General features: G+C 72.1%; 27 protein-coding genes. 20 read left to right on the top strand and 7 right to left on the bottom strand.

Annotated features, from left to right (window positions below):
- The first annotated feature begins 5 nt into the window (after nt 1-5).
- Together ACZ5TL_RS26425 and ACZ5TL_RS26420 are read left to right on the top strand one after the other, a co-directional pair.
- Nucleotides 6-1,271: a VWA domain-containing protein gene (locus ACZ5TL_RS26425; protein WP_468592832.1), complete on the top strand. Its 1,266-nt coding sequence runs from the start codon at nt 6-8 to the stop codon at nt 1,269-1,271.
- Nucleotides 1,271-2,062, top strand: a complete 792-nt coding sequence (locus ACZ5TL_RS26420) for a hypothetical protein (protein WP_468592830.1) — start codon at nt 1,271-1,273, stop codon at nt 2,060-2,062. Before ACZ5TL_RS26425 ends, ACZ5TL_RS26420 begins: the two co-directional genes overlap by 1 nt.
- Before the next feature lie 228 nt (nt 2,063-2,290).
- On the opposite strand, the gene ACZ5TL_RS26415 is transcribed toward ACZ5TL_RS26420, so the two are convergent.
- Nucleotides 2,291-2,917, bottom strand: a complete 627-nt coding sequence (locus ACZ5TL_RS26415; RefSeq protein ID WP_468592828.1) for a winged helix-turn-helix transcriptional regulator — start codon at nt 2,915-2,917, stop codon at nt 2,291-2,293.
- An 87-nt stretch (nt 2,918-3,004) separates the two neighbouring features.
- On the opposite strand from ACZ5TL_RS26415, the gene ACZ5TL_RS26410 reads away from it, so the two are divergent.
- The 3 genes from ACZ5TL_RS26410 to ACZ5TL_RS26400 all read left to right on the top strand — a co-directional run bounded on the left by ACZ5TL_RS26410 (nt 3,005) and on the right by ACZ5TL_RS26400 (nt 5,435).
- On the top strand, nt 3,005-4,213 hold the full coding sequence (locus ACZ5TL_RS26410; protein WP_468592826.1) for a pyridoxal phosphate-dependent aminotransferase: 1,209 nt from the start codon (nt 3,005-3,007) through the stop codon (nt 4,211-4,213).
- Between the two features lie 89 nt (nt 4,214-4,302).
- Entirely contained in the window at nt 4,303-4,932 is a 630-nt protein-coding gene (locus ACZ5TL_RS26405; protein WP_468592824.1) for a hypothetical protein, read from the top strand.
- A gap of 80 nt (nt 4,933-5,012) precedes the next feature.
- Nucleotides 5,013-5,435 (top strand): acyl-CoA thioesterase, encoded by a 423-nt coding sequence (locus ACZ5TL_RS26400; RefSeq protein WP_468592823.1) that lies wholly within the window; start codon nt 5,013-5,015, stop codon nt 5,433-5,435.
- A 204-nt stretch (nt 5,436-5,639) separates the two neighbouring features.
- On the opposite strand, the gene ACZ5TL_RS26395 is transcribed toward ACZ5TL_RS26400, so the two are convergent.
- The 6 genes from ACZ5TL_RS26395 to ACZ5TL_RS26370 form a co-directional block, all read right to left on the bottom strand.
- A complete protein-coding gene (locus ACZ5TL_RS26395; protein WP_468592822.1) occupies nt 5,640-7,019 on the bottom strand; it encodes an 8-oxoguanine deaminase in 1,380 nt (459 codons plus the stop codon).
- Between the two features lie 120 nt (nt 7,020-7,139).
- The gene (gene pucL, locus ACZ5TL_RS26390; protein WP_468592820.1) at nt 7,140-8,087 is read right to left on the bottom strand and encodes a factor-independent urate hydroxylase; all 948 of its coding nucleotides are present in this window, start codon (nt 8,085-8,087) and stop codon (nt 7,140-7,142) included.
- Between the two features lie 4 nt (nt 8,088-8,091).
- The gene (gene uraH, locus ACZ5TL_RS26385; protein ID WP_468592819.1) at nt 8,092-8,496 is read right to left on the bottom strand and encodes a hydroxyisourate hydrolase; all 405 of its coding nucleotides are present in this window, start codon (nt 8,494-8,496) and stop codon (nt 8,092-8,094) included.
- Between the two features lie 7 nt (nt 8,497-8,503).
- Complete coding sequence (uraD, locus tag ACZ5TL_RS26380) at nt 8,504-9,013, bottom strand: 2-oxo-4-hydroxy-4-carboxy-5-ureidoimidazoline decarboxylase (RefSeq protein ID WP_468592818.1); 510 nt, start codon at nt 9,011-9,013, stop codon at nt 8,504-8,506.
- Between the two features lie 133 nt (nt 9,014-9,146).
- Nucleotides 9,147-9,515 (bottom strand): helix-turn-helix domain-containing protein, encoded by a 369-nt coding sequence (locus tag ACZ5TL_RS26375; RefSeq protein ID WP_468592817.1) that lies wholly within the window; start codon nt 9,513-9,515, stop codon nt 9,147-9,149.
- The gene (locus ACZ5TL_RS26370; protein ID WP_468592815.1) at nt 9,512-9,763 is read right to left on the bottom strand and encodes a YkoF family thiamine-binding protein; all 252 of its coding nucleotides are present in this window, start codon (nt 9,761-9,763) and stop codon (nt 9,512-9,514) included. The genes ACZ5TL_RS26375 and ACZ5TL_RS26370 overlap by 4 nt, the downstream gene beginning before the upstream one ends.
- Nucleotides 9,764-10,097: 334 nt before the next feature.
- Between ACZ5TL_RS26370 and ACZ5TL_RS26365 the strand changes: the two genes are divergently transcribed.
- The 15 genes from ACZ5TL_RS26365 to ACZ5TL_RS26295 all read left to right on the top strand — a co-directional run bounded on the left by ACZ5TL_RS26365 (nt 10,098) and on the right by ACZ5TL_RS26295 (nt 25,458).
- Nucleotides 10,098-11,114 (top strand): lytic transglycosylase domain-containing protein, encoded by a 1,017-nt coding sequence (locus ACZ5TL_RS26365; RefSeq protein WP_468592813.1) that lies wholly within the window; start codon nt 10,098-10,100, stop codon nt 11,112-11,114.
- A gap of 56 nt (nt 11,115-11,170) precedes the next feature.
- Nucleotides 11,171-12,298 (top strand): RNA polymerase sigma factor, encoded by a 1,128-nt coding sequence (locus ACZ5TL_RS26360; RefSeq protein ID WP_468592811.1) that lies wholly within the window; start codon nt 11,171-11,173, stop codon nt 12,296-12,298.
- Between the two features lie 146 nt (nt 12,299-12,444).
- The gene (locus ACZ5TL_RS26355) at nt 12,445-13,392 is read left to right on the top strand and encodes an ABC transporter ATP-binding protein (protein ID WP_468592810.1); all 948 of its coding nucleotides are present in this window, start codon (nt 12,445-12,447) and stop codon (nt 13,390-13,392) included.
- The gene (locus ACZ5TL_RS26350; protein WP_468592809.1) at nt 13,389-14,159 is read left to right on the top strand and encodes an MlaE family ABC transporter permease; all 771 of its coding nucleotides are present in this window, start codon (nt 13,389-13,391) and stop codon (nt 14,157-14,159) included. The genes ACZ5TL_RS26355 and ACZ5TL_RS26350 overlap by 4 nt, the downstream gene beginning before the upstream one ends.
- Before the next feature lie 3 nt (nt 14,160-14,162).
- Nucleotides 14,163-14,978, top strand: coding sequence for an MlaE family ABC transporter permease (locus tag ACZ5TL_RS26345; protein ID WP_468592808.1), 816 nt, complete (start codon nt 14,163-14,165; stop codon nt 14,976-14,978).
- A 14-nt stretch (nt 14,979-14,992) separates the two neighbouring features.
- Complete coding sequence (locus ACZ5TL_RS26340) at nt 14,993-16,243, top strand: MCE family protein (RefSeq protein ID WP_468593004.1); 1,251 nt, start codon at nt 14,993-14,995, stop codon at nt 16,241-16,243.
- Nucleotides 16,240-17,277 (top strand): MCE family protein, encoded by a 1,038-nt coding sequence (locus ACZ5TL_RS26335; RefSeq protein WP_468592806.1) that lies wholly within the window; start codon nt 16,240-16,242, stop codon nt 17,275-17,277. The genes ACZ5TL_RS26340 and ACZ5TL_RS26335 overlap by 4 nt, the downstream gene beginning before the upstream one ends.
- Nucleotides 17,274-18,359 (top strand): MCE family protein, encoded by a 1,086-nt coding sequence (locus tag ACZ5TL_RS26330; RefSeq protein ID WP_468592805.1) that lies wholly within the window; start codon nt 17,274-17,276, stop codon nt 18,357-18,359. Before ACZ5TL_RS26335 ends, ACZ5TL_RS26330 begins: the two co-directional genes overlap by 4 nt.
- Nucleotides 18,356-19,486 carry an MCE family protein gene (locus tag ACZ5TL_RS26325; protein WP_468592803.1) on the top strand — a complete coding sequence of 377 codons (1,131 nt, stop codon included), beginning with the start codon at nt 18,356-18,358 and terminating at the stop codon, nt 19,484-19,486. Before ACZ5TL_RS26330 ends, ACZ5TL_RS26325 begins: the two co-directional genes overlap by 4 nt.
- 71 nt (nt 19,487-19,557) lie before the next feature.
- Nucleotides 19,558-20,838: an MCE family protein gene (locus ACZ5TL_RS26320; protein WP_468592801.1), complete on the top strand. Its 1,281-nt coding sequence runs from the start codon at nt 19,558-19,560 to the stop codon at nt 20,836-20,838.
- A complete protein-coding gene (locus ACZ5TL_RS26315) occupies nt 20,835-22,112 on the top strand; it encodes an MCE family protein (RefSeq protein WP_468592800.1) in 1,278 nt (425 codons plus the stop codon). Before ACZ5TL_RS26320 ends, ACZ5TL_RS26315 begins: the two co-directional genes overlap by 4 nt.
- 164 nt (nt 22,113-22,276) lie before the next feature.
- Complete coding sequence (locus ACZ5TL_RS26310) at nt 22,277-22,702, top strand: hypothetical protein (RefSeq protein ID WP_468593003.1); 426 nt, start codon at nt 22,277-22,279, stop codon at nt 22,700-22,702.
- A 62-nt stretch (nt 22,703-22,764) separates the two neighbouring features.
- Nucleotides 22,765-23,556, top strand: a complete 792-nt coding sequence (locus tag ACZ5TL_RS26305) for a hypothetical protein (protein WP_468592798.1) — start codon at nt 22,765-22,767, stop codon at nt 23,554-23,556.
- A gap of 160 nt (nt 23,557-23,716) precedes the next feature.
- Nucleotides 23,717-24,538, top strand: a complete 822-nt coding sequence (locus ACZ5TL_RS26300) for a TIM barrel protein (RefSeq protein ID WP_468592796.1) — start codon at nt 23,717-23,719, stop codon at nt 24,536-24,538.
- A gap of 26 nt (nt 24,539-24,564) precedes the next feature.
- Nucleotides 24,565-25,458 carry a 2-hydroxy-3-oxopropionate reductase gene (locus ACZ5TL_RS26295; RefSeq protein WP_468592794.1) on the top strand — a complete coding sequence of 298 codons (894 nt, stop codon included), beginning with the start codon at nt 24,565-24,567 and terminating at the stop codon, nt 25,456-25,458.
- Nucleotides 25,459-25,810: the final 352 nt, after the last annotated feature.

Genomic DNA, 25,810 nt, shown 5'->3' with positions numbered 1-25,810 from the left:
CGCCGATGATCACAAGTAAACGGCTGGCGGCGGGCGTCTGCGCCCTGCTCGCCGCGCTCACGGCCGGGCTCGCCTTCCCGGCCGGGGCGGCCGCCGGCGAACCCACCGGCCAGGACGCCCCCAAGGTCGACCTCGTCCTCGATGTGAGCGGCTCGATGCGGGCGCGGGACATCGACGGCCAGTCACGGATGGCCGCCGCGAAGCAGGCGTTCAACGAGGTGCTCGACGCGACGCCCGAGGAGGTCGAGCTCGGCATCCGCACCCTCGGCGCGAACTACCCCGGCGACGACCGGAAGACGGGCTGCGAGGACACCTCGCAGCTCTACCCGGTCGGCCCGCTGAACCGCACCAAGGCCAAGACGGCCGTCGCCACGCTCACCCCCACCGGCTGGACGCCGATCGGCCCGGCCCTGCTGAAGGCGGCCGACGACCTGGACGGCGGTGACGGCTCCAAGCGCATCGTGCTGATCAGTGACGGAGAGGACACCTGCGCCCCGCTCGACCCGTGCGAGGTGGCCCGGGAGATCGCCGCCAAGGGCATCGGCCTGACCATCGACACGCTGGGCCTGGTGCCGACCGCCAAGCTGAGCAGGCAGCTGAGCTGCATCGCCGAGGCGACCGGCGGCACCTACACCTCCATCGAGCACCAGGACGAACTCACCGACCGGGTCAACCAGTTGGTGGACCGGGCGGCCGATCCGGTGGTGACGCCGGTACCGGCGAAGGGCGCGGAGCGGTGTGCCGGGGCGCCGACGCTGAAGTCGGGCCTGTACAGCGACCGGGAGGAGTTCGGGCAGCAGCGCTGGTACCGGGTGGACCTCCCGCCGGGCAAGGAGCTGCGCGCCTCGGTGAGCGTGGCGGCGGACCGGGCCGTGAACCCGGGCCACGGCGTCCTGCTGCGGGCCGTCACGGCCAAGGGCCGCGAGATCGTGCGCGGCGAGGCCGCGGGCAACGGCCGTACGGACGTGATCTCGACGGGCCTGCGCTATCCGAAGGCCGCGAGCGACGAGGAGGGCGCCCCCGCCGAGGCCGTCTGCCTGGCCGTCTCGCACTCCTTCTCGGCGGCCTCCGGCGTGAAGACCACGCCCGGTCTGCCGCTGGAGCTGACCGTGGACGTCGTGGACGGACCGGGCCAGGCGGGCGACGTGGCCTCCTTCGGCCTCGGCCGTGGCTGGTGGCTGCTCGGCGTACTGATCCTCACCGGCTTCCTCGCCGGTCTCGTCTGGGGCTGGCTGTCGCGCTGGCGGTTCGCGGTCTGGAGGACCAACTGATGCGATTGGTAAGCGCGTTGAGCGCCGCGTTGCTGACCCTGGGACTGGCGGCCGCTCCGGCCGCGGCCGACCCGTGGCCGAGCGCGTCGCGGGACGGTTCCCCGGCGCCCAAGCGGGCGGGCACCTCGTTCCGCACGGCGACGGAGGTCGAGCAGGGCCAGCGGGCCACGGCGAACGGCTCCACCGGCGACTACCTGTACTGGTCGTTCCCCGCCGACACCGGGCAGCGCCCCACGGTCAGCGCGACGGTGCGGCTGCCGGAGTCCCACGCCCCCCAGACCTGGCAGATCGACGTGTACGACGGTCTGCGGCGCCGCCAGGCCTGCCAGTACGGGGCGCAGACACGCACCGCGGCGGCGGACGCGGCCTCCCTGGAGCTGACCTGCGTGCTGCGCACGGTCCGCGCCTGGTCGGAGCCGTGGGCCGACGACCCGCTGCCCGGTACGTACTACATCCGGCTGACGGCCACCGGCGTCGCCACCGCCGACCTCGGCCTCCCGGTCGACGCCGCAGTGCGGGCCGACTCCAGGGACATCGGCGGCTCGGCGGCGGTGGACGGCTCACTGGCCGAGCCGCTGGCGCCGGGCATCGCGACGAGGTCCGAGGACCAGGAGGAGAACGCGGCGGTGCTGGCCGGCCTGCGGCCCGAGGACGGCTGGGCGTCCGGCCGGTGGTCGGACCGGTGGGTGTGGACCGCGGTGGGCGGCGTGCTGGCCGCACTGGCGGGCGTCGCCGGGTACGCGCTGACGCGCGGCTCGGGACGTCCGGCACGGGTGCCGCCGGGCGCCTGACCATGCCTCAGGAGGCTCGCGGGCCGCGGGCCTCACCGGGGGCGCGGCCGAGCGCCCGAGCATGCCGCGCTCCGGAAGGCCCGTCGACGGCGGGCCTCACCGGGCCGCCGCCGAGCGCCCGACCATGCCGCGCTCCGGAACCCGCCGGGCGGGGGCCTCACTGGGGCGCCAGGGGATGTCCCGCCTCCGTCCGACCCCGGAGAATGCCTGCCGCGCCCGGGCCCCCTCTCATGCCTCGCGGAGCGCCTCGGCGAGCGTGCCCTCGCCGCTCACCTCGACCCGCCCCTCCCGCACGGCCCGGGCCAGGCTCAGCTCCCCCCGGCCGATCGCCGTGCACGTGCCGGTGTCCAGGACCAGCCGGGCGTCCGGCTCCCCGGGGGCGGGCCCGTCCCCGTACACCGGCCCCTCCTCGGCACCGGCGCGCAGGTGGAACAGCCCCTCCTCCAGACGGACTTCGACGAGTCCCTCCCGGTCCAGCAGCCGCAGCAGGGGCAGGGCGAACCAGTGCGCCCGTACGGCGTCCGTCGGCCGGCGCTCCCCGAGCTCCGCCTGCCCCCACGCCCCCAGCGCCTGGAGCACCGGCAGCAACTCCCTTCCGCGAGGCGTGACTTCATACACGAAGGCGGCACCGGGCGGCGGCAGCCGGCGCCGGGTCGCGAGGCCGTCGCGCTCCATGTCCTTCAGCCGCGAGGCGAGTACGTCCGTGCTGACGCCGGGCAGGTCCGCGTGCAGGTCGGTGTAGCGGCGGGGGCCGGCGAGGAGCTCGCGCACGATCAAGAGGGTCCAGCGGTCGCCGACCAGGTCGAGGGCGCGGGCGGCGGAGCAGTACTGGTCGTAGCTTCGGCGAGGTGGCATGCGACGCAGTCTAGACAAGTTGTTGGACTTTCCAAGCGGCTACTTGGTAAAACCAAGCAACATCAGTTGGCAGAGGGGAAGCGGCGCATGGAGTTCCGGCAGTCGAGCAAGCTCAGCGAGGTCTGTTACGAGATCCGCGGCCCTGTGATCGAGCACGCCAACGCGCTGGAGGAGGCGGGCCACAGCGTGCTGCGCCTCAACACCGGCAATCCCGCGCTCTTCGGGTTCGAGGCGCCGGAGGAGATCCTCCAGGACATGATCCGGATGCTGCCGCGGGCGCACGGATACACCGACTCGCGCGGCGTCCTCTCCGCCCGCCGCGCGGTCGCCCAGCGCTACCAGACCCTGGGGCTGGAGGTGGACGTGGACGACGTCTTCCTCGGCAACGGCGTGTCCGAACTGGTGTCGATGGCCGTGCAGGCGCTCATCGAGGACGGCGACGAGATCCTCATCCCCGCACCGGACTTCCCCCTCTGGACGGCGGTGACGACCCTCGCGGGCGGCAAGGCCGTCCACTACCTGTGTGACGAGCAGGCCGACTGGTACCCCGACCTCGACGACATGGCGTCGAAGATCACCGACCGCACGAAGGCGGTCGTGATCATCAACCCGAACAACCCCACCGGCGCGGTCTACCCGAAGGAGATCGTCGAGGGCATCCTCGACCTCGCCCGCCGCCACGGCCTCATGGTCTTCGCCGACGAGATCTACGACCAGATCCTCTACGACGACGCCGTGCACCACTCGGCCGCCGCACTCGCCCCCGACCTGGTGGTCCTCACCTTCTGCGGCCTGTCGAAGACGTACCGCGTGGCGGGCTTCCGCTCCGGCTGGCTGGTGGTCACGGGCCCCAGGCAGTACGCCAGGGACTACCTGGAGGGCCTCAGCATGCTGGCCTCCATGCGGCTGTGCGCCAACGCGCCCGCGCAGTACGCCATCCAGGCCGCGCTCGGCGGCCGGCAGTCGATCGGCGAGCTGACCGCGCCGGGCGGGCGGCTGCGGGAGCAGCGGGACGTGGCCTGGCAGAAGCTCAACGAGATCCCCGGCGTGACCTGCGTGAAGCCCAAGGGCGCGCTGTACGCCTTCCCGCGCCTGGACCCCAGGGTGCACCGGATCCACGACGACGAGCGGTTCGTCCTGGACCTGTTGCTGCGGGAGAAGATCCAGGTGGTCCAGGGCACGGGCTTCAACTGGCCGGCCCCCGACCACTTCCGCATCCTGACCCTGCCGCACGCGGAGGACCTGGAGGCGGCGATCGGACGGATCGGGCGGTTCCTCGGCGGGTACCGCCAGTAGGCGCGGTTGTCAGTGGCGGGTCGTAGCCTTCGAGCAGGTGGGAAGAGTCCCCGAGGCCGAAGCCCCCGAGGCCGGGAGAGGAGCGCGCCGTGACCCGACCGCCGACCGCCGCGCAGCGGCGTGTCATCGACGCCGCCGATCCGGTGACCGGGCGCCTCAAGGGCACCGAGGCGCAGCTCACCGCCCTGGTCAAGCGGGGGCTTGCCTTCCGCCACCCCCGGCCGCCGCACGATCACTTTCTGACGCCGGAGGGGCACCGGGTACGGCAGGGCATCACCCAGGTGCCCGAGCCCGCCGCACAGGTACCCGCCTCGACGGGCGTGTTCGCGGCGCGCGCCGGTGGCGAGCGGGACCCTCCGCGGCCCGGGCCCGCCCGGCGCCGTGAGGTGCACAGCGCCTGGCAGGGGCTGCTGGAACTGCGCCGGATGACCAACCCGGACGGGTCCGTGGACCGGCCGTGCGGCTGGGAGCGTTCGCATCTGGTGCAGGCCGCCGCGCTGGCCCTGGAGGCGGCCGGGCACCGTCCCGCGGGACAGGAGGGCGGCGGGTATCGCGTACGGGAGACACCGCAGCCGGAGGCCGTCGCCGTCCACGAGCCGGACGGCGAGGCACTGCGGGCCTGCGCGGCCACCCTGGAGGGGGCGGGCTGGCAGGTGAGCGAGCACCGCGAGCCGCGCGCCGGAACCCGGTATCTCCTGGCTTCACCGCGCCGGGCGTGATGAGCATGCCAAGATCGGTGGATCGTTGCGCAGTGCACGAGAGTCCCGTGCGAGAGAGTCCGGCGCGAGAAGGGAAAGCCGTGAGCGAGCCGTTTTCCGTCCCTGTGACCGTCCGTGGATACGAGACGGATGTCCAGGGGCACCTGAACCAGGCCGTCTACCTCAACTACGCGGAACACGCCCGCTGGGCGCTGCTCCAGGCGGCCGGCATCAGCCAGGCCCGCCTCATCTCCACGGGCGTCGGACCGGTGGCCCTGGAGACGACCGTCCGCTACCGGCGGGAGCTGCTCGCGGGTGACGAGGTCGAGGTGACATGCGCCTTCGCCTGGGGCGAGGGCAAGACGTTCCGTATCGAGCAGACCGTCCGCAAGGCCGACGGCACGGTGGCCGCCGAGATCACGGGGGTCGGCGGCATCCTGGACCTCAAGGAGCGCAGACTGGTCGCCGACCCCGCGGCGGTCTTCAAGGAACTCGCTGCGGACCCGGGCGTGTTCGGACTCTGACGTCTTGGTGGTGCTGGTGGTCATGGGGGCCTCCCTGCTCGAGCGAAGCCGAGAGCTTGGGGAGGGACCGGAGACGCGGGTGACGGGGGGCCGTCTCCGGGGCGCACATGTACACGCGCGCCCCGGAGACGGCCGCCGTGGTCCCGCTCGGGTCCACGGCCACCGGCCGGGAGCCGTCCCTCCCGGCCGGAGTCACCGGGGTGTTCAGCCCTGCGCGGCGATCCTCGCCAGCCGCTGGGCCTCGTCCCGCGTCGCGCGGGCGATGGCGTCCTCGTCCGCCGTGAGCAGCCGCCCGTCCTCGACGATCTGCCGGCCGTCCACGAAGGAGGCGGTGACCGGGGCCGCCGCGCCGAAGACCAGGGCGGTCACCGGGTCGGCGATGGAGGCGTGGGCGAGCGTGTCCAGCTTCCACAGCACGAGGTCGGCGAGCTTGCCGGGCTCCAGGGAGCCGGTCTCCGCCGCCCGGCCCAGGACCTGGGCGCCGCCGTAGGTGCCCAGGCGCAGGGCCTGACGGGCGTTCAGGGCCGCCTCCTTGTGGGCGCCGAGGCGGTTGATGAGGAGGGCGTTGCGCAGCTCGGTGTGGAGTTCGCCGGACTCGTTGGAGGCGGTGCCGTCGACGCCGAGGCCGACCGGGACGCCGGCCGCGAGCATGTCGGGGACGCGGGCGATACCGGCGGCGAGGCGGGCGTTGGACGACGGGCAGTGCGCGACGCCGGTCTTCGTCCGGGCGAAGGCGGCGATGTCGGAGTCGTTCATGTGGACGCAGTGCGCCATCCACACGTCCTCGCCGAGCCAGCCGGTCGACTCGAAGTAGTCGGTCGGGCCCATGCCGAACAGTTCGTGGCAGAACTTCTCCTCCTCCACGGTCTCCGAGCCGTGGGTGTGGAGTCGGACGCCGAGGCGGCGGGCGAGCTGGGCGCCATCGCGCAGCAGTTCGGTGGAGACGGAGAAGGGCGAGCAGGGCGCGACGGCGACCTGGGTCATGGCGTCGAAGGAGGAGTCGTGGTGCTGCCGCACGGTCTCCTCGGTGGCGGCCAGCGCGCCGTCGAGGGTCTCGACGGCGAAGTCCGGCGGCAGACCGCCGTCCTTCTCGCTGCGGTCCATGGAGCCGCGGGCGAGGGTGAAGCGGACGCCCATGTCGCGGGCGGCGCCGATGATCGCGCCGGAGAGGTCGCCGGAGCCGTGCGGGAAGACGTAGTGGTGGTCCATGGCGGTGGTGACGCCGCCGCGGGCCATCATCGCGAGCGAGCCCTGGGCGGCCGCGCGTACCATCGGCTCGTCGATGCGCGCCCAGGTGGGGTAGAGCGCGACCAGCCAGTCGAAGAGGTTGTGGTCGGTGGCCAGGCCCCGGGTGATCCACTGGTAGAAGTGGTGGTGGGTGTTGACCAGGCCGGGGGTCACGAGGTGGCCGGAGGCGTCGATCCGGCGGACGACGTTCTCCAGGCCCTCGGGGGCCGGGCCCGCGCCGAGGGACTCGACGCGGTTGCCGGCGAGGACGATGTGTCCGGAGGTGTACTCGGTGTCGTTCGCGTCGACGGTCGCGATCGCGCAGTTCTCGATGACGATGCGCCGGTCTGCTGCCATGGTTCGTCCCTTTTCACGAAGGTGTGCTGAATTCGAGAGGGCACGGCAGGACCCTGGGAGTTTTGAGTGCCGTGGCCGGGAGGAGGGTTCCCCCGGCCACGGGTGCCGAAAGAGGGAACGTCAGAGGTTGGTGAGGTCCACGGGGATCCGTGCCTCGCAGCCGTCCCGCAGGATCGTCGCCTCGATCAGGCCGTAGGGGCGGTCGGCGGCGTAGTACACCTCGTTGTCGTTCTTGAGGCCGAACGGCTCCAGGTCGACCAGGAAGTGGTGCTTGTTCGGGAGGGAGAAGCGGACCTCGTCGATCTCGCCGCGGTTGTCGATGATCCGCGCGCCCATCTGGTACAGGGTCTGCTGGAGGGAGAGCGAGTATGTCTCGGCGAAGGCCTGGAGCATGTGCTTCTTCGTCTGCTCGTAGGACTTCTCCCAGTCGGGCATGCGCTGTTCGTCGTCGGTCCAGCTGAACCGCCAGCGGCCGGAGACCTCGGTGGCCAGGATGCGGTCGTAGGCCTCCTTGAGCGTCGTGTACTTGTCCTTGACGTAGCCCCAGAACTCGGAGTCGGTCGAGTTCATCACGACGAGGTCCTTGAGGCCGGAGACGACCTCCCACTTCTCACCGTCGTAGGTGATCTGCGTGAGCCGTGTCTCCTGGCCCTTGCGGACGAAGGAGTGCTCGACCGCGTCGTCGCCGGTGAACCGCGCGTCGGCGTCGGAGGCCTCGATCCGCTCCCAGGCGTACTCCTCGATGCGGATCCGGGCCGTCCTGATCGGTTCCTGCGAGGTCACGAAGTGACGGGCGAGGTGGATGCCGAACTGCTCTGCGGACTCGATGCCGTGCTCCTTGGCGAACGCGTACACCGTGTTCTTGGTGGTGTCGGTCGGCAGCACGTTGGCGTTCGAGCCGGAGTAGTGGACCTCGTCCATGTCGCCGGAGAGCGCGACCGAGACGTTCAGGTCCTTGATGTGGTGGGTGGCGCCGTCCCGCGTGATCTTGACGACTCGGTTCTCGGCCTTGCCGTACTGGTTCTGTCCCAGGAGCACAGGGCGGGCAGGGCGGGAATGGACGGTCATGTAGCTAGCTCCCTCGGTATACGGAGTAGCCGAACGGGTTGAGCAGCAGCGGTACGTGGTAGTGCTCGCCCGGGACGACGGCGAACGTGATCGCCACCTCCGGGAAGAACACACCGGCGCCGCTGTCCCGATTCGCGGGGGCGTCCTGCTGCGCATCGGCTTGCTTCTTCGCGGATTCTTCGAAGTACGGCTCCACCGCGAAGTCGAGCCGTACGTGGGTGGTCCCCGCCGGCAGCGCCGGGAGGTCCTTGCACCGCCCGTCCGGGTCGGTCGCGGAGCCGCCGAGCGCCTGCCAGTGGGCCGCGCGCCCGGAGCGGGCGGAGACGTGGACGGCGACACCCTCGGCGGGGCGGCCGACGCTGGTGTCCAGGATGTGCGTGGACACGGACGCGGTGGCGGAGGTGCTCATGCTGCGGTCAGTCCTCTTCGACGAGTCGGTTCAGACGGATGCGGTTGATCTTCCCCAGTTCCGTGCGGACGATCTCCCGCTCCTGCTCCGGTGTGTTGCCGATCCGGTCCCGGACCGCGTCGCGCATCTGCTCGCCGGTCCGGCCGGTGGCGCAGATCAGGAAGACATGGCCGAACCTCTCCTGGTAGGCGAGGTTCAGTTCCAGCATTTCCGCCTTGAGAGCGTCGGAGGCGCCGGCCATGCCGCGCTGCTCCCGGGCCGAGGTGGGGTCCCCGGCCTTCGGGCGGCCGATGGGCGGGTGGCCGGCCATCGCCTCTTCCAGGTCCGCGACCGTCAGCTCCGCCATGGCGGCGTCGCTCGCGGCGTACAGGTCCTCGGGGGTGGCGTAGGGGCGGGCGGCGAGCAGACGCTCCGCCCACGCCGTGGAGGCGCACGCCTCGTGGAGCGCGGTGAAGGCCGCGTGCTCCCCGAGGGTGTTGAAGCGGGCCAGGCCCGGCGGCGTGGAAGTGGACGTCACGGGAGCCTCCGTGGCCGGATGCGGCCTTCGTGCTGAACGGGCGTGCCGACAGCTAACGCCCTCCCGCGACCGCACGTCAACAGTTTGTTGAAAATTCGGGACGTGAAACCGGACCGGTGAGCCGTGTGCCCGGTCAGGCGCCCTTCTCGCGGTTGAGGTAGTTGTAGACGGTGAAGCGGCTGACGCCCAGGGCGCTCGCCACGGTCTCCACGCCGTGCCGTACGGAGAAGGCGCCGCGCGCCTCGAGTACCCGGACGACCTCCTGCTTGGCCTTGCGGTCCAGATCGGCCAGCGGCACGCCCTTGCGGCGCTCCATGGCGGCCAGGATGTGATCGAGGGAGTCGGCGAGCTGGGGCAGCCGTACGGCGACGGCGTCGCGGCCCTCCCAGGACAGGACGACATCGTCGGGGCCTGCCTCGTCGGGCGGGATCATCTCCCCGCCCATGGCGTCGACCAGGGGCTTCACGGCCGCGATGAACGGCTCGTCCCCGGTGCCGGTCACGACTCGCCCTCCTCGATCACGTTGACCTGGAGGGAGACCCGGGTGGCGCCGGCCGCCAGGGTCTTGCGGAGCAGGGCGTCCACGGCGGTGAGCACCGCGTCGGCACCGCCCTCCGCGGTGTTGCCGAACGGGCCGACGTCCACGGCGTCCAGCTCGGCGGCCTCGATGACCTCCCGGGCCACCAGCGCGTGCGCGGGCGCCTCGTCGAGGTCGAAGGGCTCGGTCGTGAACTCCACTTTCAGTCGCACTGTGCCCCCATGACATCTGCTCCGACCCACGCGTGCCGCCAGGTCCGCGATCGGGACCGGAACGCCCCGGCCGCTTGGGGAGACCTTAACGGACACGGTTGCGGACCTCGCCTGCTCAGCGGGCCCCGTTCCGTACGACGGACGTGCCGCCCCGCCGCGTAGAGCAGAGGACGGATCCACACAGGGAGGGGAACGCGAGGTGCGCAGATTCAGGAGCGGCGTGTTCAGGGGTGTCCCAGGCGTCACAGGTGTCACAGGTGGCGCGAATGCCAGGGGTACGAGGGGTTCGAGGGGTGCCAGAGGTGCGAGGGGTACGGCGCTCGCGGCGGCGGCCATGGCCGCGCTGACCGCGTCCCAGGCGCCGGGGGCGCTCGCGGTCCGGGCCTCGGAGCCCGCGCGTCAGGCGACACCCGCCGAACGCGGGCCGAGCGTGTCCGGCGACACTCCCTACCGGACCGAGCTGCCGCCGCTGCGGACGGGGAAGCGGAAGCAGGGCACCGGGCCGGTGACGGGCGGTGGTGCGCTGCCGGCGAGCGTGTTCGCCGCGTACCGGCACGCCGAGCGGGAGCTGGCCCGCACCACCCCCGGCTGCGGACTGCGGTGGCAGCTGACGGCCGCGATCGGGCAGGTGGAGTCCGGGCAGGCGCGGGGCGGCCGGGTGACCGCGGACGGCACGACCGTCACGCCGATCCTCGGCCCCCGGCTGAACGGCGGCCCCTTCGCCGTCATCCGCGACACCGACAACGGCGCGTACGACGGGGACACGGCCTACGACCGCGCGGTGGGCCCGATGCAGTTCATCCCCTCCACCTGGGCCCGCTGGGGCGCCGACGGCAACGGCGACGGCCGGGCCGACCCGAACAACGTCTTCGACGCCGCGCTCGCCGCGGGCCGCTATCTGTGTGCCGGCGGGCGGAACCTGTCCGACCCGGCCGACCTGGACCGGGCGATCCTCGGCTACAACCACTCGCGGGCGTACCTGCGCACGGTCAGGGCCTGGTACGCGCACTTCCTGGAAGGACACCGGGTGGTGCCGGACGGCCGCGCCGAAGCCCCGGGCCGGCCGGAGCCGGCCCGCCCGGGCACGCCGGAGCCCGCCGCGCCGAAACCCTCCGCCCGCCCGAGCACGGCCCCCTCCCGTACACCCGCCACGCCGTCCCCCACTCCGTCACCCGCTCCGTCCCGTCCGGCAGCCGGAGGCGGGGAGCCGGACGAGCCGCTGCTCCCCGTGCCCGACCCGGAGGTGCGGCTGCCCGGGGACGCGGTGCCGCCCGGCGACGCTCCACTGACCGGCAACAGTGAGGACACAATGGGAATCGCCCCCTCCACAACCACGGCTACCGGGGGGTAATGTCGCCGAGCCGCCGGACGGCACAGGAACCGGCGGGTGAGCGCGAAGGGGCCCTCATGGCGACGGACATGCCTGCTGAGGCAGAAGCGGCCATGGCACCTCGGGCACAGGAGGCCCACGACCGTTGGCAGCGCATGTGGAGCCACCGCGAGCAGTTGCTCAAGGTGGCCCGGCGGCGGTCGATGAGTCTGGAGGACGCCGAGGACGCCGTGCACGAGGCGATGCTGCGCGCCGCGGAGCGCCCGGACCTCGACGACGAGCGCCTCGGCGCCTGGCTGACCACCGTGACCATGCGGCTGTGCGTGGACCGGTACCGCCAGGTCAACCGTGAGGCCGAGGTGCGCACCAGCACGCTCGTCGCGCCGGGTCCGGTGCCCGTCGAGGAGGTCGTCTGCGACCGGGCCGAGGCCAGGTGGCTGGCGGTGCGCAGCGGGGACCTGCCCGCCCGCCAGGCGGAGGCGCTCCGGCTGAAGTCCGAGGACCTGGACGTCGGCCAGGTCGCCGTGCGGATGGGACTGAGCTACCGGACCGTCGAGTCGCTGCTGGCCCGGGCCCGGCGCACGCTGCGCGCCTCGCTGGCCGGGACGCTGGGGGTCGTGCTGTTCCTGATCGGGCGCGGGCGGCCCCGCGGGGGCGGCAAGGCGCACACGGTGGCCGTCGCCTCCACGGCCGCGACCCTGGCGGTGGCGGGGTTCGTCCTGCCGTACACGCTCGACGGGGGCGGCGACGGGGGCGGTCCCGCGTCGCAGCCCTCCGTGTCGGGGCCCCCGGAATCGCTCCGGCCCGACGGTGACGGCCGGGGTGCCACTCCCGGAGGGCCCGGTCCGTCGTCCGCGCCGGCGGTGCCCGGTGGGCGGGCGACGGAGTCTCCCGCGGGCGGTCCGCTGCTGCCGCTGTCCGTGCCGTCCCTGCCGGAGGCTCCGGTGCCTGCGCTTCCGGCGCTGTCGGCCCCCGCGGTCCCGCGGGTTCCGGGTGTGCCGGACGTGCCGGAGCTGCCGGGGCTCTCCGAGGTGACCGGCACGCCGGACGTCCCGGGCATCCCGAATATGACGGATGGTGCGGATGTGCCGGATGTTCCGGCCGAGTCCGACGCCCCGTCGGTCCCGCCGGCTGCGGCGACCCCCTCGGTTTCGGACACGTCCGCCGTTCCGAACGCCGTCCCCACGACGCGCTCGCTGCCGTAAAGCCGCACGTCGGGCCGCTCGTGGAGCGGCCCGACGCCCGCCCCGCGAAACCCCTTCGAAAAAAATCCGCCGCAGTGGCGACGGACGTCCCGCCCCTCCCCGTAGAGCAGGTGTCGGAGCTGCTCCACGGCTGAAGGGTGAACCGGATGGGTGTCGAGATCTGCGTGGAAGGGCTGACCAAGTCCTTCGGCCACCAGGTCATCTGGCAGGACGTCTCGCTGACGCTGCCCGCCGGAGAGGTCTCGGTCATGCTCGGCCCCTCGGGCACGGGCAAGTCGGTGTTCCTCAAGACGCTCGTCGGCCTGCTGAAGCCGGAGCGCGGCTCGATCACGATCCAGGGCCGGGACGTCACCAAGCTCCGCGAGCACGAGCTGTACGAGGTGCGGAAGCTGTTCGGGGTGCTGTTCCAGGACGGCGCGCTGTTCGGCTCGATGAACCTCTACGACAACATCGCCTTCCCGCTGCGCGAGCACACCCGCAAGTCCGAGAGCGAGATCCGGCGGATCGTGCTCGAGAAGATGGACATGGTCGGTCTGATCGGCGCCGAGGAGAAGCTGCCCGGCGAGATCTCCGGCGGCATGCGCAAACGGGCCGGACTGGCCCGCGCCCTGGTGCTCGATCCGGAGGTCATCCTCTTCGACGAGCCGGACTCGGGGCTCGACCCGGTGCGCGTGGCCTATCTCAACCAGCTGATCGTCGACCTCAACGCGCAGATCGACGCGACCTTCCTGATCGTCACGCACGACATCGCCTCGGCCCGCCAGGTGCCCGACAACATCGGGCTGCTGTTCCGGCGGGAGCTGGTCATGTTCGGCCCCCGGGAGAAGCTGCTGACCAGCGACGAGCCGGTCGTACGGCAGTTCCTGAACGGCCGGATGCAGGGGCCGATCGGCATGGCCGAGGAGAAGGACGCCGCCCAGGTCGAGCAGGAACTCGCGCAGTTGGGCGCCGGCCCGCGCGCGGAGACTCCCGGCGGGCTGGAACTGACTCCCCGCCTGCTGCCGGGGCCGGGCATCACCCGCCCGCCCCGCTGGGAGGCGATCGCCGGACGCGAAGCCGAGCTGCACCGCCGGAAGGAGGTGGCGGACGCATGAGCCTGTCGCCCACCGGGGCGCTGCGGCACTCGGGCAGCCTGTTCGCGATGGCCCTGGACGTCCTGCGCACCCTGCCCCGTCGCCCCTTCCAGGTGCGGGAGTTCATCCAGCAGGCGTGGTTCATCGCGAGCGTCACGATCCTTCCCACCGCGCTCGTGTCCATCCCCTTCGGTGCGGTCATCGCGTTGCAGATCGGCAGCCTGACCCGGCAGCTCGGCGCCCAGTCCTTCGCGGGTGCCGCCTCGGTGCTCGCGGTCCTGCGGGAGGCCTCCCCGATCGTCACCGCGCTGCTGATCGCGGGCGCCGGCGGCACGGCCATCTGCGCGGACCTGGGGGCGCGCAAGATCCGCGAGGAGATCGACGCGATGCAGGTGCTGGGTATCGACCCGATCCACCGCCTCGTCGTCCCGCGGGTGCTGGCGTCGATGGTGGTGGCCCTGCTGCTCAACGGCCTGGTGTCGGTGGTCGGTGTCGCGGGCGGCTACTTCTTCAACGTGATCCTCCAGAACGGCACGCCCGGCGCGTACCTGGCGTCCTTCACCACCCTCGCCCAGCTCTCCGACCTGTGGGCGGCCGAGCTGAAGGCGCTGGTGTTCGGGGCGATCGCCGCGATCGTCGCCTCGTACAAGGGGCTGACCACCAAGGGCGGGCCGAAGGGCGTGGGGGACGCGGTGAACCAGTCGGTGGTGATCACCTTCATGTTGCTGTTCCTGACGAACTTCGTGATGACCGCGGTGTACTTCCAGGTCGTCCCGCAGAGGGGTTAGCCGATGAGACTCCTTGACCGCCCCCTGCGCTCTCTCGAGGAGCTGGGCACCCAGCTCTCCTTCTACGGCCGCTCGCTGGCCTGGACCGGCCGTACCCTGCGCCGCTACAAGAAGGAGGTCCTGCGCCTGCTCGCCGAGGTGAGCTTCGGCCGGGGCGCGCTGGCCGTCGTCGGCGGCACGGTCGGCGTGATCGCCTTCCTGTCGTTCTTCACCGGCACCGAGGTCGGCCTCCAGGGCTACGCGGCCCTCAACCAGCTCGGCACCTCGAACTTCGTGGCGTTCCTGTCGGCGTACTTCAACACCCGGGAGATCGCCCCGCTGGTGGCCGGGCTCGCCCTGTCCGCGACGGTGGGCGCCGGCTTCACCGCACAGCTCGGCGCGATGCGGATCAGCGAGGAGACCGACGCCCTGGAGGTCATGGGCGTCCCCTCGCTGCCGTTCCTCGTGACCACGCGGATGATCGCCGGGTTCGTCGCCGTGATCCCGCTGTACGTGGTCGGGCTGCTGTCCTCGTACCTGGCCGCCCGCACCATCACCACCGGCTACTACGGGCAGTCGACCGGCACCTACGACCACTACTTCCAGCAGTACCTGCCGCCGGTCGACGTGCTCTGGTCCTTCGGGAAGGTGATCGTCTTCGCCGTCCTGATCATCCTGGTGCACTGCTACTACGGCTACTACGCGAGCGGCGGACCGGCGGGCGTCGGCGTCGCGGTGGGCCGTGCGGTGCGCACCTCCATCGTCGCCATCAACGTCCTGGACTTCTTCCTGAGCCTCGCCATCTGGGGCGCCAGCACGACCGTACGGATCGCGGGGTGAGACACATGAACCGGATGAGAGTGATCGGACTGCGGTTGTACGGCGTCGCCTTCCTCGCCGTGCTCGCCCTGCTGCTGTCCCTCGCCGTGGCCGTCTACCAGCAGGCGTTCACCCCCGTCGTGCGCGTCACGCTGGAGGCCGGCAGCCTGGGCAACCAGCTCGATCCGCGGGCCGACGTCAAGCTGCGCGGGCTGCTGGTCGGTGAGGTGCGCGCGGTACGGGCGGACGGCGAGAAGGCCACGCTCGACCTCGCGCTCAAGCCGGAGCACGTCGCGTCCATCCCGTCGGACGTGCACGCGCGGCTGCTGCCCAAGACGCTGTTCGGCGAGAAGTTCGTCGACCTCGTGGCGCCGCGCGGCTCCCCGGCCGCCCGGCCCATCCGCGCCGGGGACGTCATCACCCAGGACCGCACCAGGGTGGGCATGGAGGTGCAACAGCTGATGAACGACCTGCTGCCCCTGCTGCGGACCGTCGAGCCGGGTGAACTCAACGCGACGCTCTCGGCGTTCGCCACCGCGCTGGAGGGCCGGGGCGACCGGATCGGCGACAACCTGACCCGCGTCGAGGACTATCTGCGCCGCCTCAACCCGCACCTGCCGTCCCTGAAGGAGGACATCGCGCGCTTCGCCGACGTCGCCGAGGTGTACGGGGACGCCGCGCCCGACCTGATGCGGATCCTGCGCAACACGGTCACCACCAGCCGCACCCTCGTCGAGAAGGAGGACCGGCTGGCCGCCGCCCTGCGCACGACCGCGTCCGTCGCGGGCACCACGGAGGAGTTCCTCGCCCAGAACGGCGACCGGCTGATCACCCTGGGCCGGGTCTCCCGCCCCACGCTGGAGCTCTTCGCCCGCTACTCGCCCGAGTACCCGTGCCTGCTGGAGGGCCTGGTGCGGCAGGAGGAGGCGTCCGAGGAGGCGTTCCGGGGCGGCAGGATGCGGATCACCCTCGAAGTGGTGCGGGCCCAGCGCGCGTACGAGCCCGGCGAGGAGCCGCGCTACGGCGAGCGGTCGGGACCGAACTGCCGGGGTCTGCCCGGTCCGCCGGTGCCCGGCCCGAAACCCAGACTCAACGACGGTACGTCGTCCGGCGGTTCGGACGGCGCCCTGCCCGGAGGTACTCACGTGTCCGCCACCGAGGCCGAGCAGCGGGCCGTCGGCTCGCTCGTGGCCCCCGTCCTGGGCGTGCCCGCCGACGAGGTGCCGCCCGTCACGACCCTGCTGTTCGGACCGCTGGCCCGCGGAACGGCGGTGAGCGTCGCATGAGGGCGACCGGAGCACGCAGCACAGCGGCGCCGCTGATCAAGTTCAGCTTGTTCGCGCTGGTCACGATCATGGCGACGGCCCTGCTCGCCGCGACCATCGTCAACGTCTCCCTGTCCGACAAGCACACCTACCGCGCGGTGTTCAGCGACGTGACGGGCCTGGAGGAAGGGGACGACATCCGGGTGGCCGGGGTGCGGGTCGGCGAGGTCGAGGGCATCCGGATCAAGGACCGGACGCTGGCGGAGGTCAGCTTCACCGTGGCGGCCGAGCGCCCGCTGCTCACCAGCACGCAGGCGGTGGTCCGCTACCGGAACCTGGTCGGGCAGCGGTACATCGCGCTGACCGAGGGCGCGGGCACGGACACGCGACTGCGTCCGGGCGGCACGATCCCGCTGTCGCGGACGCAGCCGGCACTGGACCTGAACGCGCTGCTGAACGGCTTCAAGCCGCTGTTCGCCGCGCTCAGCCCGCAGGACGTCAACCAGCTCGCCACCGAGATCATCAAGACCCTCCAGGGTGAGGGCGGCACCGTCAACAGCCTGCTCGCGCACACCGCGTCGCTCACCACGACGCTCGCGGACCGCGACAAGCTGATCGGCTCCGTGATCGACAACCTCAACACCGTGCTGGAGACGCTCGACAAGCGCGGCGCCCGCTTCTCCGGGCTGCTGAAGCAGCTGCGGCGGGTGATCTCCGGGCTGTCCGCCGATCGGGGGCCCATCGGGACGTCGCTGGTGAGCATCGGCAACCTCACCGAGGCCACCTCGGGGCTGCTGGAGGACGCCCGCCCGGCGCTGAAGGACGACATCGCCGGGCTGAGCGATCTCACCGGAACGCTGAACAGGAACGAGAAGACCGTGGAGGGCGTGCTGAAGCGGCTGCCGAACAAGCTGAACGAGCTGACGGGGACGGCGTCCTACGGCTCGTGGTTCAACTTCTACCTCTGCGACTTCGACGGCCGGATCGTGCTGCCGAAGACGAAGCAGGTGCTCACTCCCGAGATGCACGTGGCGCGGGCGAGGTGTGGCCGATGAGCCCGCGCGTCGTGCGGCGGCGCCGCCGTCGCCCCGAGCCGTTGGTGAAGGTGCGGATCCTGCCGCCGAAGCTGCCGCGCGTCCGGCTGCGCCGCCCGCGCCCGAAGCCGTTCCGCGACCGCAACCCCGTGGTGATCGGCGCCGTCGGCCTGACCACCCTGGCCCTGCTGACGGCCGCCGCGTTCAACGCCGACGACCTGCCGCTGATCGGCGGCGGCGAGACGTACAGCGCGGCCTTCTCGGAGGCCGGCGGGCTGAAGCCGGGCGACGAGGTGCGGATCGCCGGGGTCAAGGTCGGCAAGGTCGAGGAGGTGGGCCTGGACGGCGACCACGTCGAGGTGACCTTCAAGGTCAAGGGCGATCCGGAGGTCGGCTCCGAGACCAGCGCCTCGATCCGGGTGAAGACGATCCTCGGCGCGAAGTACCTCGCCCTGCACCCGAAGGGGCCCGGCCGGCTGAAGCCGGGCAGCGAGATCCCGCTGCGGCGCACGGTCTCGGCGTACGACGTCGTGCAGGCGTTCAGCGATCTGACGACCACGACCGAGGAGGTCGACACGCAACGGCTCGCGAAGGCGCTGGACACCCTCTCCACCACCTTCAAGGACTCGCCCGCCGAGGTACGCGCCTCCATCCGGGGGCTGTCGAGGATCTCCCGGACGGTGGCCTCGCGCGACAAGGCGCTGCGCGAGCTCCTCGACCACGCGAACGGCGTCACCGGCGTGCTGTCCGACCGCACCGAGGACTTCTCCGCGCTGGTCGAGGACGGCGACAAGCTGTTCAAGGAGATCAGCAAGCGGCGCACTGCGATCCACAAGCTGCTCAAGAGCTCCGCCGCGCTCGGCATCCAGCTCTCCGGCCTGGTCGAGGACAACCGCGAGGAGATCGGGCCCGCGCTCAAGGGCCTGAACACCTTCGTCAGGATGCTCGAACGCAACCAGGAGAGCCTCGACCGCAGCGTCGCACTGCTCGCCCCGTACGTGCGGGTCTTCACCAACACCCTGGGCAACGGCCGCTGGTTCGACGCCTACGTCCAGAACCTGGTGGCCGCTCCGGTGGCCCCGCGGACGGGAGGCACACGATGAACAAGCGCCTGAAGGCTCTCGCCCTGCTCACCGCGCTCGCGGTCGCCGCCGCCCTCACCGTCGCGCTGTGGCCCCGCACCGGGTCCGTCCGGGTCACGGCGTACTTCCCGCGCACCGTCGGCATCTATCCCGGCTCGGACATCCGGGTGCTCGGCGTGCGGATCGGCGAGGTCAAGAAGATCACGCCGGAGGGCGGCCGGGTGCGGGTCGAGCTGGAGTACGACGAGGGCCGCAGGGTCCCGGCCGACGCGCAGGCCGCGATCATCAACTCCTCGGTGGTCAGCGACCGTTACGTGCAGCTGCTGCCGGTCTACCGCAAGGGGCCGGTGCTGCGCGACGGCGACGTCATCCCCGAGTCGCGGACGGCCGTACCGGTCGAGCTGGACCGGATCTTCGACAGCCTGCACACCACGTCCGAGGCGCTCGGCCCGAAGGGTGCGAACCAGGACGGCTCCCTGGCGCGCCTGCTGGGCGTAAGCGCGGACAACCTCGAAGGGCAGGGCAAGAACCTGAACCGGACGGTCGAGGACCTCTCCAAGGCGGTCACCACCCTGTCCGACGGCCGGGGCGACCTGTTCGGCACCGTGCGCAACCTCCAGGTCTTCACCGCCGCGCTGGCGGCCGACGACAAGAGCGTGCGGTCGTTCAACAACAGCCTCGCCAAGGTGGCCGGTCAGCTGGCCGGGGAGCGCAAGGACCTGGCGGCGGCGCTGAAGCACCTGGCGGCGGCGCTCGGTGACGTGGCCGACTTCGTGAAGAAGAACAAGAAGGCACTGGCCTCGGACGTCAAGGGCCTCAGCAAGGTCACCAAGGTGCTCGTCACGCAACGGGCCGCGCTGGAGGAGCTGCTGGAGACGGCCCCCACCGGACTGTCCAACCTGCACAACGCCTACAACCCGTCCGCCGGCACCCTCGACACCCGCAACAACGCGCAAGCGTCGCAGGATCCGGCCGACCTGCTGTGCTCCCTGCTGAGGACGACCGGCGACGAGGGCGGCGAGAACCCCGGCTGCGAGGAGCTGGACAAGCTCTTCGACTCGCTGCCCGAGGTGCCGAAGGCGCCGGTGGTGCGGAGCACGGGCTCGGTGGACCGGACCCTCGGCGGAATCCTGGAGGCGGACGTATGAGCGGCGGGCGCGGGAGCGATGAGCGCGGGAGCGGCGGGCGCGGGAGCGGCGGGCGCGGGAGCGGCGGGCCCATGAGAGCCGGGGCGGTCGTGTGGGCGACGGCCGGGGCGCTGCTGCTGTCCGGCTGCCAGTTCAACGGCTGGTACGACGTCCCGCTCCCCGGGGGCGCCGCCGCGGACGGCCGTGCCTACCACGTCACGGTCGAGTTCAGGGACGTGCTCGACCTGGTGCCGCAGTCGGCGGTCAAGGTCAACAACGTCACGGTGGGCACCGTCGAGCAGGTGCGACTCGACGGGTGGCACGCGCGCGTACGGCTGCGGGTCGCCGACTCGGTGAAGCTGCCGGGCAACGCGGTCGCCGAGCTGCGGCAGACCAGCATGCTCGGCGAGAAGTACGTGGCCCTGTCCGCCCCGGCCGGCTCCGCACCCGCCGGCCGGCTGCGCGACGGCGACCTGATCCCGCTGTCCCGCAGCGGCCGCAACCCGGAGGTCGAGGAGGTGCTGTCCGCCCTGTCCGCGCTCCTGAACGGCGGCGGGGTCGCTCAGCTCAAGACGATCACCGTGGAGCTGAACAAGGCCCTCGAGGGCCGCGAGAACCGGGTGAAGTCCCTGCTCAAGGAGCTGAACACGTTCCTCGGCTGCCTGGACGGCCAGCGCCGGGACATCGTCCGCGCGCTCAAGGGCATCGACCGGCTGGCCAAACGGCTCGGGAAGGAGAAGAACACGATCGCCACGGCCGTCGACACGATGCCGCCCGCGCTGAAGGTCCTCGCCGACCAGCGGCGCGACCTGACGAAGATGCTCACCGCCCTGTCCAAGCTGGGCAGGACGGGCACCAGGGTCGTCAACGCCTCGCGGGACGACACGGTCGCCAACCTCAAGGCCCTGCGGCCGGTCCTGGAGCAGCTCAACAAGGCGGGCGACGACCTGCCCAACTCCCTCGAACTGCTCACCACCTACCCCTTCCCGCGCAACGCCGTGGACGCGATCAAGGGCGACTACGTCAACCTCCACGTGACCGCCGACCTGGACCTGGCGGGCGTCTACGGCAACCTCACCGACGAACCCGGCGATGGGGACGGAGACTCCGGCAAGCCGCAGGCCCCGGACCTTCCCGCCCTCCCGGACGGGCCCGAGGTTCCCGAGGTGCCCGGCCTGCCCTCACCGACGGCGGTACCAGAAGCACCGGACGTGCCGGACACGCCCGTCGAACCCCCGGCGCCCCGGGACTCCGACCCGCTGTGCCCGCCGGTGTGCACCGCGGCCCACGGTCCCCTGCCCGGCTCGCGCCGCCTCCCGCCGGGGATCGACCTCGCGCTCGCGGAGCTCATGCTGAAGGGGATACAGCCGTGATCACACGTACGGTCAAGGCCCAGCTGCTCGCCTTCGCCACCGTCACCGCCCTGGGGGTGTCGTACGTCGGCGCCGAGTACACGGGTCTGGTGGACGGCCTCCTCGACCGCGGCTACACCGTGCGGGCCGACTTCGCCGACTCCGGCGGCATCTTCAGCGGCGCTGAGGTCACCTACCGCGGGGTGCCGGTGGGCCGGGTCGGCGACCTGCGGCTGACCGGCTCCGAGGGTGTCTCGGTGGCCCTGGAGATCGAGGACGGCGCGCCGCGCATCCCGGCGGACACGCTGGCGGTGGTGGCGAACCGCTCGGCGGTGGGCGAGCAGTACGTCGACCTGCAGCCGCGCCGCCCGGGCGGCCCGTACCTGCTGGACGGCAGCGCGATCCCGCGCGAGGACACCCGGGTGCCGCTGCCCGTCACGGACATGGTCCTCAGCCTCGACCGGCTCGTCACCTCGGTCGGCAAGAAGGACCTGCGCATCACCGTCGACGAACTGGGCGAGGCCTTCGCCGGCACGGGGCCCCATCTGAGCCGGCTGGTGGACTCGGGCAACGCGCTCGTCGAGTCGGCCTCCGACTCGCTCCCGGAGACGGTCTCGCTGATCGAGGACTCGCGGAAGGTGCTCAGGACGCAGGCCGACCAGGGCTCGTCCATCAAGTCGTTCTCCCGCGATCTGGCTGCGCTCACCGCGGAGTTGAAGTCGAGCGACGGGGACCTGCGCCGGCTGATCGACAACTCGGTCCCGGCCGGGCAGGAGGTCAACTCGCTGCTGCGGTCCACCCGGCCGCATCTGCCGGTCCTGCTGGCCAACCTCATCAGCGGCGGCCAGGTCACCGTGGCCCGGCTGCCCGGCGTGGAGCAGGCGCTGGTCACCTTCCCGGTGGTGGTCGCGGGCAGCTACACCGTCATTCCCGGTGACGGCACCACCCACTTCGGCCTCGTCCTCAACGCCGACGACCCGCCGCCGTGCACCGAGGGGTACGGCACGCGGCGGCGCGACCCCGCCGACACCGGCACGCGCGCGGCGAACACCGACGCGCGCTGCACGGCGCCGCGCGGCAGCGGCACCTCGGTGCGCGGCGCGCAGAACGCCCCCGGCGCGTCCGGCCGTTCCGGCGGCGCCGGCCCGGCCGCCTACGTCACCCCGTACGACCCGGAGACCGGGACGACCACCGGCCCGGACGGAACGCCCGTCGAGATCGGCTCGACGGGCGGCGAACAGACCGTGTTCGGAAAGGATTCGTGGCAATGGCTGCTCGTCGGACCGATGGCATGAGCGGGGGCCTCCTCCCGCTGATCGGCGGCTCCCTCACCAGGACCCTGCGACCGCTGCGACGGCTGGCCGCCGGACGGGCGGACAGCGGCCGCCGCACCGCGCGGTCCGCCGGGCGCCGCAGGGCGCAGTCGACGGGGCTCGTCGCGGCGACGGCCCTCACCACGGTGCTCGCGGTCTGGCTCGGCCTCCAGGTGCACGACCAGCGCGCGGCGGAGCAGCGCCGCCAGGAGATCCTGGCGGCGGCCCGGCAGTCGGCGCTGAACTTCACCTCGCTCGACTACCGGCACTACGAGCGGGACAGCGGGAACGTGCTGAAGGGCGCGACCGGCGACTTCAAGAAGCAGTTCGCCGCGCAGACCGAGCAGCTGACCAAGCTCGTCGCCGGGAACAAGTCGGTGTCCGAGGGCCAGGTCCTCGAAGCGGGCATCGTACGGTCCGACGCGCGTTCGGCGCGGGTGCTGGTCGTCGCCGACAGCAAGGTGACCAACACCGCCGTGCCGGACGGGGAGGCGCGCACCTACCGGCTGCAGCTCGACCTCGTGCACGAGGGCGGCCGCTGGCTGACCTCCGACGTCGAGTTCGTCGGCTGACCACCCGTACCACCCCGGTGCCACCCCCGCACCACCCCCGTACCGCTGTGAGGAGAAAGACCGTGGCGAACCCGACCTCCCGCGTTCGCGGCGCCGGCTCCCCCGCCGGCCGCACCATGACCGCGGCCGCCCGCGCGGCGGCCAAGCGCGCCCGGCGACCGGAGCACCCCGAGCAGGGCAGGAGTACCGTCTCCTCCCCGGCGGACGAGGCACCGCGGCAGGCAGCGGAGCCCGGTTCCGGGCGCACGGTGCTCGTCGACGCGCCGGACGGCGCCTGGGACGACCCGCCGGAGCCGTCGCCCGAGTCCGCCGAGGAGGAGCCCAGGGAGAGCACACCCGTGCGGCGGTCGCCGCGCGGAGGGCTGTTCACCGCCGCGTCGGCCGTCCTGCTCGTGGCGGGGCTGGTCGCGGCCGCCGTGCTCGGCTGGCAGTACCGGGACGGGCAGCGCGCGGACCGGGCCCGGGGGGAAGCGCTCGCCGCGGCACGGAAGGCGGCGCCGGTCGTACTGTCGTACGACTACCAGCACCTGGACCGCGACTTCGCCCGGGCGCGCACGCATCTGACCGGCGGCTTCCGTGAGGAGTACGGCAGGACCACGAAGACGGTGGTCGGGCCGACCGCCCGGAAGTACCGCGGGGTGGTGAAGGCGGCGGTCGTGGAGCCGGCGGGCGGTGGCGCACCAGCGGCCTCCGTCGTGTCGGCCTCGCCGGACCGGGCGGTCGTGCTGCTCTTCGTCAACCAGGTCACCAGGAGTACCCAGGTCACGGGGTCCCGCGTGGACCTGAACCGGGTGCGGATGACGCTCACCCGTACCTCCGGGGGCTGGAAGGTGAGCGGCGTCGACGCGCTCTGAACCCCGAACAGCCTCCTGCCGATGCGTCCCCGCGCCCCCGCGCGGGGGCGCTTTTTTGCGGTCGCTCTTGACAGTCCTTCCCGGCCCCGGGCAATCTTCCATTAAGCAGAAATCAACTTCCGTAATACGGAAACATTTCAGGAAGGGAGCGCCGAGCCCGATGGGATTCGCAGACCAGCGCTTCAACGTCAACCTGTCGATCCTCTTCACGGAGCTCCCCCTGCCGGAGCGCCCCGCCGCCGCGGCGGCCGCCGGGTTCACCGCGGTCGAGCTGTGGTGGCCCTGGGTCGACTCGCCCACGCCGGAGCGGTCCGAACTCGACACGCTGAAGCGCGCCATCGAGGACGCCGGCGTCCGGCTCACCGGCCTGAACTTCTACGCCGGGCGGCTCCCGGGCCCGGACCGCGGCGCCCTGTCGGTCCCCGGCGAGGAGTCCGAGCGGTTCCGCGCCAACATCGACGTGGCCGCCGGCTTCGCGGCCTCCCTCGGCTGCACGGCCCTCAACGCCCTGTACGGCAACCGCGTCGAGGGCGTGGACCCGGCCGAGCAGGACGCGCTCGCACTGGAGAACCTGGTCCTCGCGGCCCGGGCCGCCGACCGGATCGGCGCGGTGCTGCTGGTCGAGGCGCTGAACCGGACCGAGTCACCGCGGTATCCGCTGGTGTCCGCCCCGGCCGCCGTGACCGTCGTCGACCAGGTCAACGAGGCGACGGGGCTGGGCAACGCGCGCTTCCTCATGGACCTCTACCACCTGTCCATGAACGGCGAGGACCTCCCGTCGGTGATCGAGCAGTTCGCGTCGAGGACGGGCCACGTCCAGATCGCCGACAACCCCGGCCGCGGCGCCCCCGGGACGGGCTCTCTGCCCCTCGAAGACCTCCTCGACCAGCTGACGAAGGCGGGTTACGACGGCTGGGTCGGCCTCGAGTACAAGCCGGGCGACCGCCCGAGCGCCGAGGCCTTCGACTGGCTGCCCCGCTGACCTCCGCACCCGAAAGGCACCCCCTCATGAGCACCCCTCTTCCCAAAATCGCCTGGATCGGCCTCGGCATCATGGGCTCCCCCATGTCCGAGAACCTGATCAAGGCGGGCTACGTCGTCACCGGCTTCACCCTGGAGCAGGACAAGCTCGACCGCCTCGTCGCCGCGGGCGGCACGGCCGCCGGTTCGATCGCCGAGGCCGTGCGCGACGCCGACGTCGTCATCACGATGGTGCCCGCGTCCCCGCAGGTGGAGGCCATCGCCTACGGCCCCGACGGCATCCTGGCGAACGCGAGGTCCGGTGCCCTGCTGATCGACATGTCCTCGATCACCCCGCAGACCTCGGTCGACCTGGCGAAGGCGGCTCAGGACAAGGGCATCCGGGTCCTGGACGCGCCCGTCTCCGGTGGCGAGGCCGGGGCCGTCGAGGCCGTGCTGTCCATCATGGCCGGCGGCGAGCAGGCCGACTTCGACCGGGCCAGGCCGATCTTCGAGGCGCTCGGCACGACCGTCGTGCTGTGCGGTCCGCACGGCTCGGGCCAGACCGTGAAGGCCGCCAACCAGTTGATCGTCGCCGTGAACATCCAGGCGTGCGCCGAGGCCGTGGTCTTCCTTGAGAAGTCCGGCGTGGACCTGAAGGCGGCCCTGGACGTCCTCGGCGGCGGTCTCGCCGGCTCGACCGTGCTGACGCGGAAGAAGGACAACTTCCTCGGCCGGGACTTCAAGCCGGGCTTCCGGATCGACCTGCACCACAAGGACATGGGCATCGTCACCGACGCCGCCCGCAACGTCGGCGCGGCCCTGCCCGTCGGCGCCGTGGTCGCCCAGCTGGTCGCGTCCCTGCGCACGCAGGGCGACGGCGGCCTGGACCACTCGGCGCTGCTGCGGGCCGTGGAGCGACTCTCCGGCGCCCAGGTCTGACCCTCGCAGAACCGGGGCCCCCGCACTCCGGGCGGCGCCGCCGCTGACATCTGCCCTGTCGCGCCCGAAGGGGCGGCGCCGCCCGGAACCAGCCATGCCCACCACTTCAACAAACTGTTGCTGATCCGGCCTCCCGCCCCTGGGCTCCATGAAGCAGAAGAGAACCTCGCGCGCTTCCACGCCGCCGGCCCCGAGCACGGGCGGCGCGTCGAGGAGGCGGTCCGTGCCCTGCGCGAGGAGTCAACTTGACCCGGCCTTAAAGGACCGGGCTTGGAGGTAGTGCCCAACTGGCTGCTGGGGTGGACTCCTCCGTCCAGGCACCCCGTTATGGGGTGGCAGGGACGCGTGACTC

It is taken from the genome of Streptomyces sp. NPDC033136 (genome assembly GCF_055578235.1).
Note: the sequence above shows the minus strand (reverse complement) of the source record. Positions and strands in the feature narration are given on the sequence as shown.